Here is a 20,654-nt window from a genome sequence, read left to right as displayed (position 1 = left end):
ACTTCTCGGTGGGGTTGATCTACCTCTGCATGATGGCCGTCATGTTGTTCAATTTTTTCTTAAATCGGAAAGCTGGTCCCGGACCCAGCGTCTTATAATGGGATACTCTTCATCCTTCAGGGAGTGATCCTTGTCCATCTCGACCCACTCCACTTTAAGACCGGCATCTTTCAGTTTGTCGACACCGTACTTGGTTTCTTCCAGTGGCAAAATGTCATCCTGGTGACCGTGCGTGAATAGCCAAGGGGTTTTCTTCGCATCCAACGAAAGATTGTTTCTCCAACGGGGATAGAAGTTGAAGTAGCCGCTGATCCCCACCACGCCGGCAAGTTTCTTGGGATAGTTCAACCCCACGTCGGCACTGATCAAACAGCCTTGGGAAAAGCCAAACAGGAAGATCTTTTTGCTGTCCCAGCCCTGGTTTTCCAGATCGTTCAAAAGATCAAAAAGTTTTTCACGGATCTTCATCACGCCGTTGGCCTGATATGGAGGCTCGCCATACCACGTATAACCGTCCAAAAACTTGCGGGGCGCATTTAGCAGAAGATAATTCATCTCCGGCAGATTCAGTTCCTCATCAAAAGAGAAGAATGGTTTGATACTGTCACCACGTCCGTGCAGAACGATCATCAGGTATTCGGATTTTCTTTTTGCCGGAATGAATTTGTGTTTAAAAAGTGTCGTCGTAATCATAGCCCCGCCCTCGCCACAGCCTTTGTACAGAAAAGAACCTGACGAGCTTTTGTCAGTTGTAAATCATCAGAAGGAGAACCGTCTTCCAAGTCCAGACATTCACTGCTGGACATGGATTGCGCCATCGCACGCACCTGACGTTCCGGTGCACGCAGAGGATTGATGAACTGCTCCGCCTCTCGCACAACGGAGATCTCTTCAAAATTAACTGCCACATCCGGCTCCAGCCCCTTCATCTGTGGGGAACGTCCCGATGGCAGGTAATAAAAACCTTTGGTTTCAAACAATGCAATTTTCTTGTTCTGGGACCAGTATTCACCCTCTTGGAAAGAGCCTTTTCCGAAAGTTCTTTCGCCCACCAGCACGGCGCGATTCAGGTCACGCAAAGCACCCGCCACGATTTCTGACGCGCTGGCGGAAGCCGCATTCACCAAGACGGCCATCGGCATGTCAAAGTGCTTCTCTTCACCGCCATAGAAGACCTCAGCCTTTTTGCTTGGATCCAGGTAACGAACTTCGAAGATTTTATTTTCCGGGCCCACGAACAGACTGGCGATACAAGCGGCTTCTTCCATCTGACCGCCTGGATTGTCACGCAGATCCAGCAACAGACCGCGCACATGGGAACGCTTCACGATCTCAAGCGACTCTTTCACTTTTTCACAGGCACCACGGGCGAACTTGTTAATACCAATCACCGCAATCGGCTTGATGCCTTCAATCACTCGTGTGGAAACAGTCGCCACGGTGATTTCCTGACGGCGCAGGCGGAACTTCATGATTTCACCATCACGCTCAACACGGATGCGAACCACATCGCCGACTTCACCTTTTAACAATTCAGAAACACGCGGCTGCATCAGGCCTTTAACAGGGGTGCCGTTGATGGAAATCAGCACATCCCCTTTTTGAATGCCGGAAATTTTCGCCGGACTGCCTTCGGTCAGCTTGCGCACGACGTACTGGCCTTTGTGGCTGCCCAAGGTGATTCCCAAAGTCACCGAACGACTGTCGGCGCGGGAGATCACTTCCTGGAACTGATTTACTGGCATGAAGTACGTGTGCGGATCACGGAAGACCGAGATAAAACCATTCAACCCCAGGCCCACCATCATGGAGCTTTGTTTGGGTTTGATGTATTCAGATTTCAGTTGTTCCCATGCTTTCAGGAAAGAGATCTGCGTGGCTTTGGCCGTTTGTGAAGTGAAATATTCCTTCCAAGGCTCCAGCTGTTTTTTCTCAGAGCTCATGTCGGCAGACAGGGCTTCGTGAACTGGGACCAGCTCCCCTTGCAGGTTCAGGCTTAGGTTGTAGCGATTGGCAACTGTCAGAATGGCATTGGCACACGCCAGGAAGTAGCGTTCGGAACTGCCACAGGTCTGATCCTGAAGCAGGTCTTCCAGGGCTGCCGGACCCAGGCCCGTCTCGGCCCAATAGTCTTCACCGGACTTCACCTTGCTGACGTCTTTACCCGAAAGACGCACAAGATACAGGCTGGCCCCCAAGACCAAAACCATTAAAGAGATTATGAAAAAACGTGGTGAACTGAGCACTTCGGCCCTCCCGACCCGCTCCAAGAGAGCAACGGGCGTGCCCGCCCAGATCGAATTAATTGGCTCTAGGTGCCGATTTTCACCCCCGTTTTGGAAGAAATTTCCTGTTCGCACAGGCCCTGAACAACGCCCCCGGCCTTGAGCTTTTCGACCCCCTGTAATACCTTAAAATCACTATGATTATTGTAACAGGCGCAAACGGTTTTATTGGCAGTGTGATGGTGTGGGAACTGAACCAAAAAGGTCTTACCGATATCATCGCGGTGGACTCGGTAGGTCTTTCCGAACGCAATCTTCTTCGCAAACAAAAAATCACCAAGTTCCTTTTGAAGGATGACCTGTGGCCGTTCCTTGAAACCGAGGAAGCAAAAAAGAAAGTCACCTGGATCATCCACATGGGCGCCTGCTCTTCCACGACAGAAACCAACAAAGAATTCCTGTGGGAGAACAACACTTACTACACACAAAGAATCTTTGAATGGTGCGCAGAACATGGCAAGTCCATGATCTATGCTTCCAGCGCTGCAACTTACGGAGCTGGCGAACTGGGCTTTGACGACACCACCGATCCTGAAAAACTGCGCCCACTGAATCTGTACGGTGAATCCAAAGTCCTGTTTGACCGCTGGGCGGTGAAACAGACGAAAACGCCTCCACACTGGTACGGCCTTAAGTTCTTCAACGTCTTTGGTCCGAATGAATACCACAAAGGCGCGATGTCCAGCGTGGCATTCAAAGCTTACAATCAGATCAAGGACACCGGCGCTTTGGGGTTGTTCAAGTCCGCAGACCCGAACTACAAGGACGGCGAATTCATGCGTGACTTCGTTTACGTCAAGGATGTTACGGGCTGGATGGCCGAGTTGATGGAGAAAAAACCAACGAACGGCGTTTATAACATGGGCTTCGGCAAGCCGCGCACCTGGCTGGATCTTGCCGGTGGTGTTTTCAAAGCCATGGGTAAAGACATGAAAATCAACTGGCTGGAGATGCCTGAAAACATCCGCGGTCAGTATCAGTACTTCACCGAAGCTAAAACCGACAAGTGGCTGGCAGCGGGCATGAGCCCGGCAAAATGGCCTTTGGAAAAAGCCGTCGCTGATTATATTCAGAACTATTTGTCCAAAGACGACAAAGACCTGTAAGAGAGCAGACCACTATGGAGACGGACTTTTTACCGCCACACTTAAGAAAATACGTCGTAGAACAACACTACGAAAAATACACTCCGGTTGATCAGGCTGTGTGGCGCTATGTCTTGCGCCAGCTGAAAGCCTTTTTATCCAAACACGCCCACGAATGTTACGTTGAGGGTTTGAATAAAACCGGCATCGACATCGAACGCATTCCACGCATTGAAGACGTCAGCAAAAAAATCCAGGAATTCGGCTGGCGCGCATTGCCTGTCAGTGGCTTTATTCCACCGGCAGCCTTCATGGAGCTGCAATCCCTGGGAGTTCTTCCGATTGCCTCGGACATGCGCACTCTGGATCATTTGCTTTACACCCCGGCCCCGGACATTGTTCACGAAGCTGCGGGACATGCGCCGATTCTGATTCATCCTGAATTTTCCGATTACCTGCGACAGTATGCTCAGGTCGCGAAGAAAGCCATCATCAGCAAAGAGGATCTGGATCTTTACGAAGCCATCCGTGATCTTTCTGATATCAAGGAAAACCCAGCCTCCACACCTGAACAGGTGAAGGCGGCGGAAGAACATCTGGACAAGGTCGGCAAAAGCATCAGCCATATCTCGGAAGCGTCTGAGCTGTCGCGCATGAATTGGTGGACGGCGGAATACGGTTTGATTGGTGAGCTCGACAATCCAAAGATTTTTGGTGCGGGCTTGCTTTCCAGTGTTGGTGAATCCAAGTGGTGCCTAAGTCAGAAGGTGAAAAAGATCCCTCTGACTGTGGACTGCATTAAAACTTCCTATGACATTACTGAACCTCAGCCGCAATTGTTCGTGGCGAAGGATTTCAAAACTTTGGTGCGAGTGCTGGATGAAATGGCGGACCAGATGGCCTTCCGTATCGGTGGCCTGAAGGGCTTAAACAAAGCCATCGAAGCCCAGTCCGTGAACACGGCCGAGCTGAATTCCGGTCTGCAGATTTCCGGTCAGATCGTGGAAGCGATCACCGACAGCAACGGCACCCTGGCTTATTTGCGTTTGCAAGGGCCATCGCAGTTGTCCTATCAGGATCACGAACTTCCGGGACATGATCAGAAATATCATGCCCATGGATTCGGAACTCCGGTGGGCTTCCTGAAAGCTTATCCAAATCAGTGCCCTTCCACATTCACAGCCGACCAGTGGTCTGCACTGAATGTGGTTCCGGGCAAAGAAACGCGTCTTGAATTTGTTTCCGGCGTGGTTGTGACTGGCAAGGTTCAATCCGTTCTTGAAAAGGATGGAAAGACGCTGGTGCTGGCTTTGACGGATGCCAAAGCAGAACTCAACGGGCGCATACTGTTTGCGCCTGAGTGGGGCACATTTGACATGGCCGTGGGATCCACGGTCCCGTCGGTGTTCGGCGGGCCTGCGGACCGCGAAGCTTATGGTGAAACCACGGACTTTGTTGCCAAACGTGTTCCGGCCCCGAAGTATTCTACCGAAGAACTGCAAAGACAAAACCTGTACGGTCAGGTTCGCAAAATCCGCGAAGATAAACTTCAGGGTGCTGCTTTAACTGACGCTTTGGAAAAAGTTCTGGCAGCTCACAAAACCCTGATGCCGACCGACTGGTTGTTGCTGATGGAATCTTTGGAGCTGGTTTTGTCCCGTCACCCTGAATCAAAACTAAAAAAACAGATCGAAGACGATCTGACGACTCTGTCCAAGAAGGATGAAAAAACCCACGGCCTGATTCAAGACGGCCTGGTATTGGCTGGAGCCCTGTAAAATGAAACGTCCTTTTGAAATTCGTATTGTTCTGGTTCGCACTATCTATGAAAGAAACATCGGCGCCACATCCCGTGCCATGTCCAATATGGGGATTGAAAAGCTGATCCTGATTGATCCCAAGTGCGAAATCACCTATGAAGCGCAGCAAGCAGCAGCAACCGGCCAGACCGGTCTGCAGAACCGCACGACTTATGCTTCCTGGGACGAATTCATGAAACAAGAACCGGAAAGCATCAAGGTCGCCTTTACTGCCCGCGATGGCAAAGGCCGTCAAGTGCGTGATGTCGATGAAGTTCTTAAAGACATTGCCGACAAAGCCCCTCAGTTCCAGGTGGAAAGTGACGTGCCTTACGTCGTTCACTTGGTCTTCGGCCCCGAAGACTGGGGACTTGCCGGAGAAGACCTTGAGCACGCCAACTTCTGCGCCTGCATCCCGACATTCGGAAACAACTGGAGTCTGAATCTGGCGCAAGCCACGTTGCTTGGCATGTACAGCCTGCGCCGCACCTGGGGTGGACAGCGCACGAAACTGGATGGCGGAAAAGTGCGCCGGGCTCCGCAGGGAATCGATGGCATCGATCCGGAAGCGACACTGAAAACGTGGCTGGAAGAAATGGGCTTTGATCTGACTCGCCAAAGAAAAATCAACGTCTTTACGGTTCTTCGTCGTATGCTTTTGCAAAACACGCCGACAAAAAAAGAACTGGTGATTCTGGAAACAGTTTTGCAGCAAAGCATTCGCAAGCTGCGTGAGTGGAAAGAATTCCAGAACCGCGATCGTTAGTAACAATTCTGTCATCTCTGTTTTTTGAACAGAGGCCTCCCCAAGCAGGAACTCTTACCGCGATGATAATGTGATGAGCACGTCACGCCGCGAGTTCCTGGGTAACGCCACCAAATCCATGCTGATATACACAAGTCTCCCCGCGGGGCTTGCTCTGGCTGGTAATGAATACCAATCCGACCTTTACACTGGCAAAGTTCCCATCTGCCAGAACATGACCAATGAAATCTCGGCCCAGTTCACGATCTTGACGGAAGGAAAAAACCCTTACGCCTATCGAGTGAAAGATTCGCAAGGGCGCGACCTTCCCGTGCGCAAATGGGACGAAGAGCACCGCAAGCATTCGGGATATGGCATCGACAAGCTGATCGCGGAAAAACTGCAGGCCGACCAATTGTACCGCCTGCAGGTCATCGACAAGGACCGCGGCACTGTGTTGGACGAACGGATCTTTAAAAGTTTACCTTTAAATCGAAAAACAAATCTGCGCTTTGCAATGATCAGTTGTTCCTGCGACATCTATCACAGCCAGAACAGCAATATGTGGGACCGGATGTTTGCCGAACTTCCCGAACTGGTGTTTGTGCTGGGGGACTCGGTGTACTGCGACCTGGGCAGTGACGGGACGGAAAAAGACCTGTGGCGCCGCCACTGTGAAACGCGCATGACCTTGGCGCACTTCCGACAACCGCGGCTGATTCCAACCTTAGCCACCTGGGATGACCATGACTATGGCCGAAACAATGAAAATCGCCACTATGCCATGAAGCATGTCTCGCGACGGATCTTTGAATGCTTCTTTGGCTCCACACCTGTCGCTGGCTATCGCAAGGGTCATGGGGTCGGTTCGGTGCTAACCGGATTTGGACAAAGATTCTTTCTTATGGATGACCGGTTCTTTCGCGATGAACCCAGAACTGGCGGCATGATGTGGGGATCAGATCAGCAGGAATGGCTGCTTCAGACTTTAGGTGAAAACGAAAAGCCCGCATGGCTGATGAACGGCAGTCAGTATTTTTCATCCTATATCGGCAACGATTCGTTTCAGAAAGAATACATGCGCAACCTTTCTGATCTGACCGGAAAACTTCGCCGGTTGGAAGCCCCGGTGGTCTTTGCTTCGGGGGACGTGCACTTCAGTGAAGTTTTAAAAATTGAACCTCAGCTGCTGGGGTATCGAACCTTTGAATTCACCTCCAGCGCCATGCACAGTATTAATTATCCCACCGCCTGGTACATGCGAAACCCACGAAGACTGACACACACCTGGAAGCATAACTTCATGATTATGAAAACAGAGACCATCAAAAATGGAATTTCAACGGACCTGTACTGCCTCGGACGAACGGGGAAAATGTTGATCAGTCACGCCGGGACTGTGCAAAGATAGAAGATCAGACTACAGCTTGCAGGTGCGGATTTTAAACAGACGCGCATCGAAAGTGAAAAGCACCGGATCCTGCGACTTCATGGCCTTATGCAGACACAGATACTCGGGGCCCTTGTCGACTTCCAAAGGACTGTCGACACTTTCCATGCGAACCAGATAGTTGTTTTTCAGGGGATTCTTTTGCAGGCTCACGACTTTGCCCGTGAAGGCAAAGTCAGCCGAAGCGATAAAAGGAAGAAGCAACCACCATCCCATCAGGATGTCAGAAGCTCCTCATTCAGTTTGTCTTCCTGTTCACGGATACTGCGAAGCTGCTTGTCCAGTTTCTGCAGGGCTTGCGCCATGCTTTGACCCAAGTCATGCAGCTCATTGATACGGACCATGGTTTCATCCTCTTCACCACCGACCAGGCGCAGGCTTTCCAGCTTCGCCGAATTCAGGTCGATCTCTTTGGACAAGGATTCCAGTTTTTGATTGAGCTTTTTGCGGTCCTCGACCAGAGCCTTGGTCATCTCGCGGATCTGTTCCAGATCCAGAACTTCCAGTTGGCCCGTGGCAAAGGCGTCTTGCGACGGTTTGGTTTCATCAGCGTCTTCGCCCTGGAAAGCTTCCAAAAACAAAGACCATTCGTTTTTCAGGGATTTTACGATCGACCTACTACTGTCATCACCCATATATATTAAAATACTCCTGCGCTCTTTGAGCGACTTGCGGGTTCGTCAGCCTTGGGAATAAGAAAGTAACAAAGGCCGTAACCCAGGATCGCAGCACCGAAAGTGACCAGCATGAACAGAACAAATCCTGTTCTTACTACTCCCACTTCGATGTGGTACCGTTTAGCTATTCTAGCACACACGCCAAGAAGCTTTCTATCTAGAGCTTGGTCCAGTCTGTCGACACGGGGCAAGCAAACTGCCAGGATCAAATAAAACAGGATCCCACTGCCAAACCAGAGAACCGCAACCAGCCAAATGACGCGCAGTATCCAAGTTTCGATACCCAAAGCGTCGCCCAAACCCTTACATACGCCAGCTAAGGCGCCTTTATCGGATCGAACCCAACGATAGTCCAGTTTCTGTGTGTTTTGCTCGGTCACTTACGGCCTCCATCAATACAGCTTCAACAAAAGGGAGAGTTTTAGCACCCCTGCCTTCGAAAAGTAAGCTGTACCTATAAGGTCCCCGTGATCATGAAATCGTTACCGAAGGTCAGATAACGAGGGTTCTTCAGTTGGATCTTGTCCGTCATAGCGGAAATACGAACACTTTCCGTCCAAGAGCGGGAGCCTCCAGAGCCCATGATGATAGGGGCCTGGAACATATAAAGTCGATTTACAAGGTGGTAACTCACAAAGGAGCTGGCGGTGAACGCGCCCCCTTCAACCATCACGGAACGAAGCCCCTTTTGGTAAAGCTGCGCCAGCAGGTCTTCCAAATCCAAATCGCCACCGACACGGGTTTTTACGTAAACCACATCCGGGGATTTCACCAAAGTGCCGCGCAGTTTTTCAACCTTTTCACGCAATTCTTCCGCCACACACCAAATAACATCCTCGGAAGCGTGCACTTCTGAAAGCTTCAGCTTGGTGAAATTCGGAAGCAGCTCGGCTTCACCATCGACCACGATCACTTTGTTCTTTTTCGTGATCTGCGGGTGACGGATGTTCAAAGACGGATTGTCAAAATCAATGGTGCCCTTACCAACCAGAATTCCATCATGGCAGGCACGGATATAGTGAACGTATTCACGGGACTCAGGCCCCGTGATCCACTGGCTTTCACCCGAACGAAGAGCCACCTGCCCGTCAAGGCTGGAAGCCATCTTCAAAGACACGAAGACTTTCTTTTTGCGGAAGTTCCACAGGAACGCTTCGCAGACTTCTTCCAGTTCGGTTTTGATTTTTGCATCCAGAACCGGATTCGCGGAAGAAAACACCTCGGCCTCAATCCCCGCCTGGCGCAGGATTTCAGCCCCCTGACCGGCCACCAATGGATTGGGATCGATCAGACCGAAGGTTACTTTTTTCAGAGGAAGTTTTGCCATCATCTTGGCGCAGGACGGGGTTTTCCCTTCGTGCGCGCAAGGCTCCAGCGTGACAAAGGCATGGGCGCCTTTCAGCTGTTCCGGCGAAAGATTTTTCAGCGCATTCACTTCCGCATGGGGGCCGCCGTAAAATTCGTGATGACCGGCAGACAAAAACCCGCCCTGAGCATCCAGAACCACCGCACCCACCAGCGGGTTGGGACTGACTCGCGCTGCTCCCTGATAGGCCTCGCTGATGGCAAGGCTCATGGCTTCTTCAGCCGTGAGCTTGGTTCCAATAGCAGGCAAAGACAAAGAGCGAATCAGTTCCATCAGATCACCTACGTCAAATAGCCGCGTTCGCGCTGATCGCGTTCGATCGCATCAAACAAAGCCTGGAAGTTTCCGTCGCCGAAACCATCGTGGCCTTTACGCTGAATCAATTCATAGAAGATCGGACCGAAAGTGTTTTTCGTGAAGATCTGCAGCAGGTACTTTCCTGTTTTGTCGCCATCCACAAGGATCGCATTCTTTTCAAGACGGCTGATGTCTTCAGTCACGCCCGGAACGCGCTCAGGAATCATCTCATAGTAAGAGTGCGGCGGCGGAGTCAGGAACTGAATCTCGCTGTTTTTCAAAGATTCCAGTGAATAGTTAATATCATGAGTCAGCAAAGCAATGTGCTGGATGCCGGAGCCTTTATATTCATCCAGATATTCCTGGATCTGGGATTTTTCCTCGGTCGGTTCATTGATCGGCACCGAGAATTTTCCGCAGGGAGATCTCATCGCGCGGGAAAGAAGACCTGTCTTGCTGCCGCGGATGTCGAAGTACTTCGCTTCATAGAAGCCGAAGATGTCTTCATAGAAGTGCTGCCACTTGTCCATTTCACCTTTAGGCACGTTGTTCGTGAAGTGATCCACCACCGTGAAGCCCACGCCCACGGGTGCTTTGTCTTCCGGTTTCACCTGGAAGATTTCATTGTAAAGCTTGTCCTGGTTTTTCTGATCCATGAAATAGATCAAAGAGTCACCGATACCATAGATCGCCGGGAATGGAGTCGCACCTTTTTGGTGTTCGTTGCCCTCGTAAGGGCGCGCACCGCGAGCCACAGCTGTTTTGAATGCCTGCTCAGCATCCACTACGCGGAAGCCGGTCGCATTCACGCAAGGGCCGTGAAGTTTTGCAAAGTCAGTAGCGAATGTCTGAGGTTCGCAGTTCAGGATAAAGTTGATGTCGCCTTGACGGTAAAGTTTGATATTTTTGCCGTGGACCTGGCCAACTTCTTTAAAGGCATAGCGTTTGAACACTTGTTCGAAAAAGTGGGCGTCAGGACCGGAGTATTCGATAAAATCAACTCCGTTAAGACCCACTGGATTTTTCTCGGTAACTTGAGCCATGGCTCCTCCTAAAACTTATATACGATGCGGTGACAGTAGCCCCAAATTGAGCATTATTCAAGCATGAATAAATTAAGGTATATCAAACACTTAGGGCATTTTTGCAGGCCCAACCTGGGGGCTGGATCAGACATACAGGCGATGTTCACAAAGGTATTACAGTGGTGAAATTTCAACCACATCCAGTTTACACATTCCGAACTAAACCCGATGAAGATTATCAAGAGGGCTGATGTCGAAAGCACCAACGAAAAAACAACCCACCTGGTTCTACATTGTGTTGGTACTGCAAACACTGGGAATCATCATTGCGATTGGAATGCTTCGCGACCTGATGTGGATTTTTTAGTAAGCCACATTGCTTGAGAACATAAATCCGTAACTCGAATACTCAAATGCATCATCACCCTTTGGCACTGACGCCATGTAATAGCCACCCAGAATCAGCTCACTTCGACCACGCACAATCGCAACTCCGGCACTGGTCAGATGATTTGTACTGTTATTGATTGAAGTATGACTGTAGCCCGCCATGGGCTGCCAGCTTTCAAAACTTTTGTTTCTCCAGCCAACAGAATAGACAACGAACGACTCTTCATTTTCGACAATACCATCTGCGTCCCTCAACGAGGATTCGGAGGTATAGGTCACATCAACAAACAGGTCATTCCCTGCAAGCAAACTAAAGCCATTGGCCAAACGCAGATAATAGGGGGACTGCTTCACAGGTTCATAGGAAACCGTCTCTTCATTCACCGTGTTTGGCGTCGCCACATAGTGAACAGCGGTATATTCAACCGCCTTTGATTCCAGCATCACAGGCATGAACTGCACAGAGAAACCCACCGTCCAGTTTGCCACAGGCTTTATCTGAATTCCCGGCAGAACAAAAAGGCCTTTGTTCTTGTTTTCTGTTTCAGTAAACATGGTGGCATAAAGATTTCCCCCCGTGCTGATCTTGTTATAGCTGTGCGTTCTGGAATCACCCAACTGCAAGCCTGCAGAAATCCCCCAGGCAAGACTGTCATTGACAGCCGCACCAAATGCCGCCCCGACCTTCAGAAGCTGACTGTCCAAACTGGTCAGTGAGGACGTATTGTAGGAACCACCCTGCGTATTCATCAGGCCACCCAGGCTTAGCATCATCGGGCTTGCCACGAACACAGCCCCCGTCCCCCACTCTGTCGGATAAATTCCAGAAGCCAGCAAGGGGCGCACAGAATAATCACTGGGACTCAAATCGCTGCTGTTATTTTTCATTTGGTGACTGGTGAGCGCGGTCCCACTGACGGAAAGTGACAACTTATTCGTCGAGCGAAACCCCAAGCCTGCAGGATTGTACAAAGTATTTCCCGGCGAAGACTCCATCGCACCACCGGCATTACCCATAAAGGCTTCACGATGCCCCGCTGGCAAAGGAAAATAAATTGCAAAAGCAGAGGACGCTACAGATAGAAACCCGGTGAAAAGCACTACTTTCAAAAACATTAAAGACCTTCAAACTGCTTATAAAACTGCAAAACTTTTGGATCGACGATGATCGATCGGGGATTCCACCCAATCAGATGCAATCCTTTCGCGCTTCTCAGACGGCTGAGAGCCACATATGCCTGTCCCGGCTCCCACAGCTGACTGAGATCACACCACAGGTCATCCAGGGTGGCGCCCTGGCTTTTGTGAATGGTAGTGGCGTAAGCCAGTGTCAGCGGGAACTGTTCCACCTGTGCCATGATGTTGCCTTCGGCATCCTGAATGGCAAAAGAGGATTTGCTGACCTGAACTTCGCGGCCGCGATCCTTGCGCACGGTGATCTGGTCCGCCGTGATATCAACCACGGATCCGCGTGTGCCATTCACCCAGCGTCGTTGGGGATCATTTTGCAGAAACATCACCTGACAGCCGATTTTTAAAATCAGCTTTTCCGCGATCGGCGAGGCTTTTTTCAAAGTTTCAATGTGACGTTCAGATCCGCTGTAAATGGATTCAATCACCACTTCGGTTTCATCAATCTCAGCAAGCTTTCGTTCGTTGAACTTTTCGGCGTTGATCTTGCGCGGGAACAGACGTGTGCCGGGATCATCTTCATCGTGATCCTGAACGTGTTCATTCAGAAACTCCCGAACGCGCTCGGTGACCTTGCCATGGCGAACGTCGCTTAGAACATCCAAAAACAGATTATCCGAAACCCGCTGGTTGTGTGAAAGCATTACGGTCTGAAAACCGCTGACTTCCCAGACGCCATTCAGAAAACACCAGTCGCGCTGTCCCGTATGAGTCACCGGAGGCAGCTGGGCAAAATCCCCCACCGCGATCACACGCATGCCACCCCAGGGAAGTTTGGATTCACGCGCTCGTTGTGACAAAGCTTCGGCGATCATCAGAGCCTGGCCGGGAATCATCGAAATTTCATCAATAATCACACCTTCGACCTTGCGCAGACGTGACATCAGGCGCTTGTCTTTACTGGCACGTTCATAAGTGGCATCAGCGCCACCTTCCATGATGCCCAGACCAAAGAAGCTGTGAAAAGTCCGGCCGCCCAGTAAAACGGCGGCAGCCCCTGTGCTGGCCAGAATCGGCATTTCTTTCGGATCCAACTCACGCATGAACTGGCGAATCAAAAAACTTTTTCCGCTGCCCGCTCCACCCGTCAAAAAAACATTCTCTCCGGATCTTAAAAGATCCAAAGCAGAGGATTGTTCGGGGGAAAGCTCAATGTTGTGTACAGGCATAAGTCCTGCGATCATGCCACTTCCCAGTCTTGCGAAGCAAATATAAAAACGATAGCATTTGGACTCTGAATTCATAACAAAGGACTGTTGTTGATGCTGAAGCTTCTCTTACCCCTGCTGGTGACTCCTCTGATGGCGCAGGCCACAAAACCCGCCCCAAAATCCAGCTCTGAAATTCCGGTAAAACGTGAATTCCCCCTGAATTCAGAGATCAGCCCATGCCAGAACTTCCATCAGTATGTGTGCTCAAAGGCCGAATCCGCTTTCAAACTGCGCGAGGATCGCAGCCGTCACCTGTTTGCCTTCAGCGACTCCCGCGAACGCCTGCTTGAAACCCAGATGAAATTCATGAAAGAGCTTCCGCACCAGAAAAATCTGGATGCGCGCACCGCCCAGGTTCGCGATTACTATCTGGCGTGCATGGATTCCACAGCCAAGGCTCGCGATGAAAAGGCGGAAGTCAAAAAGCTAAAAGCCGAGCTGGATCAGATCAAATCCCTGGAGGAATTCATCCTTTACACCCACGCCCAGATGCCGCGCGGATTGGGAGGTCTGATTCGCCTGTGGCCGACGAACAATCTGGACAATCCCAAAGAAATCGACGCCATGCTGTACTCCAGCCTGATGGAGCTTCCAGATCACAAGTACTATGAGCAAAAAGACCTGATGGCTGAATATGAAAAGCAACTGGTGCTGTTCTTCCAGTCCGTGGATCCTAAAATCAAAAAAGCCGATGCCGTAAGAAAAGCCCAGGCGCAAATTGCGCTGGAGCAGGATTTCATCAAAGTCTTCCCGGTGACAGCGGTTCGCCATCAACGCTGGAGCGAAAAGCGCGTTGCTTCCCAGAAGGATCTGGTTAAAAAGTATCCGAACCTGAAGCTGGATGTTTTGTTCAAATACGCGCCGGAAAAACTGGCCGTGAACACGCCGATTCCAGAATCGTTGGACTTCCTGAATGCCGAACTGCCAAAGCGTGATCTGCAAATCTGGAAAGATGCCTATTTGTACGGCGCCCTGAGCGGCGTGATGGATGACGGTTATCCGAAATTCTTTGCTTCGCAATTTGCTTTTGAAAAGAAGTTCTTCGGCGGCCCGGCCCAGCGCCCGGTTCGTCAGGAGCGTTGCACTTCGGAAGCCACCCGTTTGTTCTCGAAAGAAATCGATGCGGTTCTGATTGAAAAAGTGTTCCCGAATTTTGACGAAAGCAAAGTCCACGAAGTGGCGTCCCGCATTCGCACGAGCATCCTGCAAGGCTTGGAAAAGAACACCTGGCTTTCCAAAGATGGCAAAAAAGAAGCTCTGGCCAAAATCCGCACGGCACGCCTGCAATTGGTGAAACCCCACAACGACCGTGAATGGGACTTCCTGCCGGTGAAAAAGTATTCCACCAAACAGGCCATTCAGAATCTGCGCACTTACCGCGAAGCCCGCTGGGAAAAATCCATGCAGGAAATGCGCGAACCCGCCAACATGGATGCCTGGGGCATGAGCCCACTGACCGTGAATGCTTACTACAGTTCGAACGAAAACAAGTTCGTGCTGCCGATCGGGATCCTGCAGTTCCCGTTCTATGACAAGGATGGCTCTGTGATTGAAAATCTGGGTGCTGTCGGCGCTGTCGTCGGTCACGAACTGGGTCACAGCATTGACGACAGTGGTTCCAAGTATGATTCCCAGGGTCGCCTGCGCACCTGGATGACCACCAAGGACATCATGGAATTCAATCTGCGTGGCCAGAAGATGATTGATCAGTTCAACAAGGCCGATCACGATGGAAAACTGACATTAGGTGAGAACGTGGCCGACCTTGTCGGGCTGACTTTTGCCTACAACGCCGCTTTCCCTGAAGGCAAAGGCAGTGAAAAAGACAAGAAAGACTTCTTCGTCGCCTATGGACGCCTGTGGTGTGAGGTGATCCGCCCGGACAATGCCAAACTGCTGCGCAAAACCGACCCGCATTCATCTGGTTTGGCGCGCATCAACGAACAGGTGAAACAACAGCCAGCATTTGCGGAAACCTTCCAGTGCAAACCCGGAGATCCGATGACTCTTCCGGAAAAAGACCGCGTTCAAATCTGGTAACACAAGAATTCTCACAGAGCTGTTTCATACTGAAACAGCTCATTTAGTTTCTCACGGAATTTGCCGAGGACTCATCGCATAGGTCTTTACGAATCTTTGACGGACTCCGAAGAGTCCAGCATGACCGAACGCAACCTGCCACTGACAATTTTATCCCTGATTTGCCTGCTGGTTTCCGCCTGCACCCTCGATCTTAAAAAAGAGGACGGCAGCACGGAAGAAGACGCGGTGATCGAAGAAACTCTTTATTCCTGTCCTGACAATTATGTCTATGTGCCGGCTCCGGCCGGTTCGCCTCCTCCGGGTTTCTGTGTGGCCAAGTACGAAATGAAAGACGTGGGTTCCGTTGCGACTTCTCAGGCGGGCGGGGCTCCCTGGGGCGCGATTGACCGTGATGATGCGGCGGCAGCCTGCCAGGCTCTGGGTGCGGAATTTGATTTGATTTCAAACGCTCAGTGGAATCAACTGGCGCAGAATCTGGCTTCGGTTTCCACCAACTGGAATTCGGGTGCGGTGACTTCGGGGGCTTTGAACCGCGGTCACTTCAACGATGATTTCGGATACTTGCTGGCTGCGGGCGGTGATGATCATCCTTGTTATGGCCTGGATCTGGATGAGGACTCGAACCCCGACAGCTTGGCCGCTTTGGATGCCGTGTGCAGCCCGACGCTGTGGCATGAAAACCGTCGCACGCACCAGCTTTCCACGGGTAAAGTTTTGTGGGACTTTGCAGGAAATTCCTGGGAATGGACGAAGGACGACTATTCTGGGGGAGCTGCCACTTCGAATGTTTACATCTCGGAGCTGATCACTCTGGCTGACTCGTTCACCACACTGTTTGCTCCGGCGGCCAGCCTTCAGTGCGCCGACCCCACGACCAACGACTTCTGCGGAATGGGTTTTGCGTGGATCAACGGTCCTGGTGGAGCCGTCGCCCGCGGCGGCAGCCTTTACAACGGTACACAATCAGGGATCTTCTCAATCGACCTGGACAACAGTGCGTCTTATACCGCCAATCATCTGGGGTTCCGCTGTGTCTCTGCGGCCACTCCTATCCTGCCATCTGCTTCCAATTGAGTTTCAGGTCCTAAAACAACTTAGGACCTAAATCTGCTACGCGCCGAGCCTGACTGGTTCTTGCTGTATTTTCCGGCAGGTGCTATGGTTAGAGTCTTGGCTCTGATGCCGGAGGAAGACGTTACAATGAAATTCGTCAACTTTACTTCAAAAACTGAAAATCCTCATTTTGAGGGAATCTACGATATTGGCCCTGCTGAGCTTCTACAGAACAAGGCAAATGTGGTGATGATCGACGTGCGCCAGCCTGATGAATATATCGGCGAACTGGGTCATGTTGAAGGCTCCTCCCTGATGGTACTGGACACTCTCCCTGAGCAACTGGGCACCCTGCCCAAAGACAAAACTGTGGTCTTTATCTGCCGCAGTGGCGGTCGCTCTGCCAAGGCCACAGCCTTTGCCAAGATGAACGGCTTCGAAGAAGTATACAACATGCAAGGGGGCATGCTTCTTTGGAATGATCTGCAGCTCCCTGTTACTAAGTAAGAAAAGAAAATATGCCTGGAAAAGTATTTGTTAACAGAACATTGAATCTGAAAAAAATCCGCTACATCGGCGTGGACATGGACCACACATTGGTTCGCTATAACAGCGAAAACTTTGAGCGTCTGTCCCACACCACGATGATCGATAAACTGGTGAAACGCGGTTACCCTGAAACTTTGCGCAAACTGGTCTTCGACTATAACTTCGCCATCCGTGGTCTGGTTATCGACCGCAAGATGGGAAATCTGCTGAAGCTGAACCGCTACACGGCCATTCGCGCCAGCTATCACGGTCTGAAGCCGCTGGATTTCAAAAGCCACCAGAAGCTTTACAAGTCCACTTACATCGACCTGTCCAATTCCGACTATCTGGCGGTGGACACGTCTTTCTCGATCTCTTTGGCGAATCTGATCGCTCAGATCGTGGAATTGAAAGACTCTGACACAACCAACAAGTATCCGGAGTACGCGCAGATTGCTGACGACGTGCTGGATGCTTTGGATGAAGCTCACCGCGACGGCTCTTTGAAAGACGTTGTGAAACAGAACCTGGATCATTTCATCATCAAAGATCCAACCCTGGTGCACACGCTGGAAAAGTTCCGTCGTCACGGGAAAAAGATCTTCGTTTTGACGAACTCGGATTTCCACTACACGAAATTGCTTCTGGACTATGCGATTCAGCCATTCCTGAAAGAGCACAAGTCCTGGGAAGATCTGTTTGAGTTCGTGATCACGTTTGCCTCCAAACCAAAGTTCTTCTATGAGAACCAGAAGTACCTGCGCGTGAATCCGGCAGATGGCACCATGACCAACATGGAAGGCAAACTGACTCCGGGGATCTATCAGGGCGGTAACGCGAAGAAATTCACGGCCGATCTGGATCTGGCGGGGGATGACATCCTTTACGTGGGTGACCATATCTATGGCGATATCCTGCGCTTGAAAAAAGACTGCAACTGGAGAACCGCGATGGTTATCGAGGAACTTGACGTTGAAGTTGAAAACAACAAGCAAGCCGAACCGATCAATCAGGAAATCGAAACCCTGATGAAGAAAAAAGAGCCCCTGGAAGACGAACTGACAGACATCATGACCCGCAAGATTGAAAAATCCGTGGCGGCCAATGAACCTCAGATCGAAACTTTGCAGAAGACTATTTCTGAGATCGACGCCCAAATCAGCCAGCTGATCAAAAAGCAGCAGGCCATGTACAACTCCAACTGGGGTCAATTGATGAGAGCCGGCAACGAAGAAAGTTACTTTGCCTACCAACTGGACCGCTATGCCTGCGTTTACATGCAGAAGCTGAGCGACCTGCTGGACCTGTCGCCAAGAACTTACTTCCGTGCGCCTCGCCGCCCGCTGGCCCACGAAATCTTCTAAAAGGTTCCTGGTTCTAATTCAGGTCCCTGCCGCGTCAAAGCCATCCCTTCGGGGATGGCTTTTTTATTTTCTTTGAACGCTCCCCAAAGTACCATTTTCAAATGAAGAAAATTTCCTCGCAGATTCTGGTCGTCGTGGTTGTTGTTGCCGTCGCAGTTGTTTCATTTTCTCTCGGACGCTCTTCCGCACCGACTTCGACCGCGTCAGCAGTCATTGCCGATCAGATCAAATCCGAATTGATTTCCCTGACTCAGAAAGACTTTGAAGAATACCAGAATCTAAAAACTCTCGAAGAGAAGTACAAGAAAGCCGATGAGATTCTGGGAAAAATCGTCACCGTCTTTCTGGCTGACCTGGGTGTGAAGCTGGCGTTTAAGTCCACGAGCCCGACAATGCTTGATGGCACCTGCAACATTCCCGCAGCACAGACGCAGAATCCAACTGCTATGACATCAAACCCAGCACCGGCGGAAGCCAATCCGACAGCCCCGACTCCGGCACCAGCAAAGCCCGTAAACGAATGGATCAACCACGAAAAAACACTTCTTGAAGTCCGTGATGAAACACTGGCCCTTGAAGAGCTGAAAAAGATGGAGATCAAAGACTTGTTCTCAACACTGAAATCAAGCTCTGCTCTTTCAACAAAAAATTCAAATGGCATTCAGGGTTTTTACGCCGGAGAAATCACCTTCTTTGATCGCAAGACACACAAAACAGACTGGCTTATCACTTGGGACGTCCGCCTTCGCAAGCCCAATAAAGAAGATGCCTATGCCCTGGTGATCCTTGCTAAAAAAGACAATGGCGAAGTCATCAGCCGATCCCAGACATCCAGCGGACCTTTACAGGATTATATGACCGTTCCCGGCAGCGCGGGCCTGATAGTCAATATCCGCGCCGACAAAGCTTACATCCAAATCTATCCTTTGAATGGAAACACGCAAATCTGGGTGGGTAACGTCTATGAACAGAAGAATCGCGGTGAATACACCATGACAGGACAGGTTCGCCTGAACAAACAATAGAAAGATTCAGATGAAATCCGTTTTATACGCTCTTTTACTTCTTCTGATTTCATCAACGGCACCGGCGCAAATCCTGCCGGTGGGTCTTTATGAAGGCATGATGGCCAACACCGGTGTGGCCACGACAAGATCCAAGGCCGCGTCTTACTACAATCCCAGCCTGCTTCGCCAAAGACAGGACAATGCCTTCAGCCTGAACGGAAACTCCATTGGGGCGATCAATTCCAAAAACGAAGGCCAGACATTTTCATCGTCCTTGGGACTGGCACCTTCTTACCTGAGCAATCTGGTGGTCGGCGAAGATCTGGTGCATGAATTCTTTGTCGCCAACACTTTGCAGGGTTTGTTTTCATGGCAGTCCAACAAGAATGAGAGTTCCTTTGATGCCGAGGCCAACATCAACCGGATGGTGTCAGGCTACTCGATGGCCTTTAAAGCCATTCCCCTGGCCATCCAGTTTTTGGCTCGCTATTCCGAGGCAAAAACATTCGGAGTCGGCGAAAGCTCTTTCCCCGCACAAGACATCTATGTCGTTTCAAAAACCAAGTCCGAATACAAAAATCTGAACGTCGCCCTGGGGCTTTCGACGCACTTTCAGTTTGAACACTACACACTGGGTGTGAACTTCAATTCGCGGGGCTTGTCCTTGTACAACCAGAACAAGGGTTCTTCCAAAGTCTTCACCCATGGTTCACCCCCAGGCGACTTTACGGTCACCGAAGATGACGACGCCAGATCCAGTGTTACCAATGAAGAGGGCAAGCTCTTGATTGGTCACGGCTTCAAAGTGGGGCATCACGAATTTCTGACTGATTCCTCCTTTGTGGAGGTGTCCGGGAATCTGGACCGCTACACGTTCTCGCAAAGTTTCGGCTATCGGTACGGAGCAGCCGATGGCCATCAGCTTCTGTGCGGGATTTCTCACCGCTTCGGCAATGATGTGGACTATTTCGGTCAGAACTTCAATACGTCCGTAGGGTACTCGTGGAAGACGCGGGCCTTGCGGTCCGCAATCGGCTTTTACTATGGCAAAGAAAGCACAACAGTGGAAAGCTCTACGGTCGGAATTGTTTTCGGAAGTGAATACGAATACTAGACCTGGGCGAATTTCAATTTGCCG

General features: G+C 50.7%; 19 protein-coding genes. 10 read left to right on the top strand and 9 right to left on the bottom strand.

Features of this window, described 5'->3' with window-relative positions; all coding sequences use genetic code 11:
* Window positions 1–48 precede the first annotated feature (48 nt).
* Both ACNQKP_RS05815 and ACNQKP_RS05810 read right to left on the bottom strand, forming a co-directional pair.
* Window positions 49–693: an alpha/beta hydrolase gene (locus ACNQKP_RS05815; RefSeq protein WP_417863434.1), complete on the bottom strand. Its 645-nt coding sequence runs from the start codon at window positions 691–693 to the stop codon at window positions 49–51.
* On the bottom strand, window positions 690–2,210 hold the full coding sequence (locus ACNQKP_RS05810; protein ID WP_417863433.1) for a S41 family peptidase: 1,521 nt from the start codon (window positions 2,208–2,210) through the stop codon (window positions 690–692). The genes ACNQKP_RS05815 and ACNQKP_RS05810 overlap by 4 nt, the downstream gene beginning before the upstream one ends.
* Before the next feature lie 212 nt (window positions 2,211–2,422).
* On the opposite strand from ACNQKP_RS05810, the gene rfaD reads away from it, so the two are divergent.
* The 4 genes from rfaD to ACNQKP_RS05790 all read left to right on the top strand — a co-directional run bounded on the left by rfaD (window position 2,423) and on the right by ACNQKP_RS05790 (window position 7,325).
* Entirely contained in the window at window positions 2,423–3,391 is a 969-nt protein-coding gene (gene rfaD / locus ACNQKP_RS05805; protein ID WP_417863432.1) for an ADP-glyceromanno-heptose 6-epimerase, read from the top strand.
* A gap of 14 nt (window positions 3,392–3,405) precedes the next feature.
* The gene (locus ACNQKP_RS05800) at window positions 3,406–5,148 is read left to right on the top strand and encodes an aromatic amino acid hydroxylase (protein WP_417863430.1); all 1,743 of its coding nucleotides are present in this window, start codon (window positions 3,406–3,408) and stop codon (window positions 5,146–5,148) included.
* Window position 5,149: 1 nt separating this feature from the next.
* Complete coding sequence (locus ACNQKP_RS05795) at window positions 5,150–5,935, top strand: RNA methyltransferase (protein ID WP_417863429.1); 786 nt, start codon at window positions 5,150–5,152, stop codon at window positions 5,933–5,935.
* 73 nt (window positions 5,936–6,008) lie between these two features.
* Window positions 6,009–7,325 (top strand): alkaline phosphatase D family protein, encoded by a 1,317-nt coding sequence (locus tag ACNQKP_RS05790; protein ID WP_417863427.1) that lies wholly within the window; start codon window positions 6,009–6,011, stop codon window positions 7,323–7,325.
* 9 nt (window positions 7,326–7,334) lie between these two features.
* Here ACNQKP_RS05790 and ACNQKP_RS05785 read toward each other — a convergent pair whose 3' ends face one another.
* The 7 genes from ACNQKP_RS05785 to pif1 form a co-directional block, all read right to left on the bottom strand.
* Complete coding sequence (locus tag ACNQKP_RS05785; protein ID WP_011165869.1) at window positions 7,335–7,580, bottom strand: hypothetical protein; 246 nt, start codon at window positions 7,578–7,580, stop codon at window positions 7,335–7,337.
* Complete coding sequence (locus ACNQKP_RS05780) at window positions 7,580–7,999, bottom strand: hypothetical protein (protein ID WP_011165870.1); 420 nt, start codon at window positions 7,997–7,999, stop codon at window positions 7,580–7,582. The genes ACNQKP_RS05785 and ACNQKP_RS05780 overlap by 1 nt, the downstream gene beginning before the upstream one ends.
* A gap of 5 nt (window positions 8,000–8,004) precedes the next feature.
* Window positions 8,005–8,421, bottom strand: a complete 417-nt coding sequence (locus ACNQKP_RS05775; RefSeq protein ID WP_038448630.1) for a PspC domain-containing protein — start codon at window positions 8,419–8,421, stop codon at window positions 8,005–8,007.
* Between the two features lie 74 nt (window positions 8,422–8,495).
* Complete coding sequence (ribD, locus tag ACNQKP_RS05770; RefSeq protein ID WP_417863426.1) at window positions 8,496–9,680, bottom strand: bifunctional diaminohydroxyphosphoribosylaminopyrimidine deaminase/5-amino-6-(5-phosphoribosylamino)uracil reductase RibD; 1,185 nt, start codon at window positions 9,678–9,680, stop codon at window positions 8,496–8,498.
* Window positions 9,681–9,688: 8 nt separating this feature from the next.
* Window positions 9,689–10,747 (bottom strand): 4-hydroxyphenylpyruvate dioxygenase, encoded by a 1,059-nt coding sequence (hppD, locus tag ACNQKP_RS05765; RefSeq protein ID WP_417863424.1) that lies wholly within the window; start codon window positions 10,745–10,747, stop codon window positions 9,689–9,691.
* Between the two features lie 345 nt (window positions 10,748–11,092).
* Window positions 11,093–12,235, bottom strand: coding sequence for a hypothetical protein (locus ACNQKP_RS05760; RefSeq protein ID WP_417863422.1), 1,143 nt, complete (start codon window positions 12,233–12,235; stop codon window positions 11,093–11,095).
* The gene (gene pif1, locus ACNQKP_RS05755; protein WP_417863420.1) at window positions 12,235–13,554 is read right to left on the bottom strand and encodes an ATP-dependent DNA helicase Pif1; all 1,320 of its coding nucleotides are present in this window, start codon (window positions 13,552–13,554) and stop codon (window positions 12,235–12,237) included. The genes ACNQKP_RS05760 and pif1 overlap by 1 nt, the downstream gene beginning before the upstream one ends.
* Window positions 13,555–13,572: 18 nt before the next feature.
* Here pif1 and ACNQKP_RS05750 point away from each other — a divergent pair, with 18 nt between their 5' ends.
* The 6 genes from ACNQKP_RS05750 (at window position 13,573) to ACNQKP_RS05725 (ending at window position 20,630) form a co-directional block, all read left to right on the top strand.
* Entirely contained in the window at window positions 13,573–15,561 is a 1,989-nt protein-coding gene (locus ACNQKP_RS05750; protein ID WP_417863419.1) for a M13 family metallopeptidase, read from the top strand.
* A 120-nt stretch (window positions 15,562–15,681) separates the two neighbouring features.
* Window positions 15,682–16,638, top strand: a complete 957-nt coding sequence (locus ACNQKP_RS05745) for a hypothetical protein (protein WP_417863417.1) — start codon at window positions 15,682–15,684, stop codon at window positions 16,636–16,638.
* Between the two features lie 84 nt (window positions 16,639–16,722).
* On the top strand, window positions 16,723–17,124 hold the full coding sequence (locus ACNQKP_RS05740) for a rhodanese-like domain-containing protein (RefSeq protein ID WP_417863416.1): 402 nt from the start codon (window positions 16,723–16,725) through the stop codon (window positions 17,122–17,124).
* Between the two features lie 11 nt (window positions 17,125–17,135).
* The gene (locus tag ACNQKP_RS05735; protein ID WP_088564024.1) at window positions 17,136–18,509 is read left to right on the top strand and encodes an HAD-IG family 5'-nucleotidase; all 1,374 of its coding nucleotides are present in this window, start codon (window positions 17,136–17,138) and stop codon (window positions 18,507–18,509) included.
* A gap of 101 nt (window positions 18,510–18,610) precedes the next feature.
* Complete coding sequence (locus ACNQKP_RS05730) at window positions 18,611–19,534, top strand: hypothetical protein (protein WP_417863415.1); 924 nt, start codon at window positions 18,611–18,613, stop codon at window positions 19,532–19,534.
* Window positions 19,535–19,544: 10 nt separating this feature from the next.
* On the top strand, window positions 19,545–20,630 hold the full coding sequence (locus ACNQKP_RS05725) for a hypothetical protein (protein WP_417863414.1): 1,086 nt from the start codon (window positions 19,545–19,547) through the stop codon (window positions 20,628–20,630).
* The last annotated feature ends 24 nt before the right edge of the window (window positions 20,631–20,654 follow it).

This window comes from Bdellovibrio bacteriovorus, from assembly GCF_048286975.1.
Taxonomy (GTDB): Bacteria; Bdellovibrionota; Bdellovibrionia; order Bdellovibrionales; family Bdellovibrionaceae; genus Bdellovibrio; species Bdellovibrio bacteriovorus_H.
This window is presented reverse-complemented; position numbering and strand designations above follow the sequence as displayed.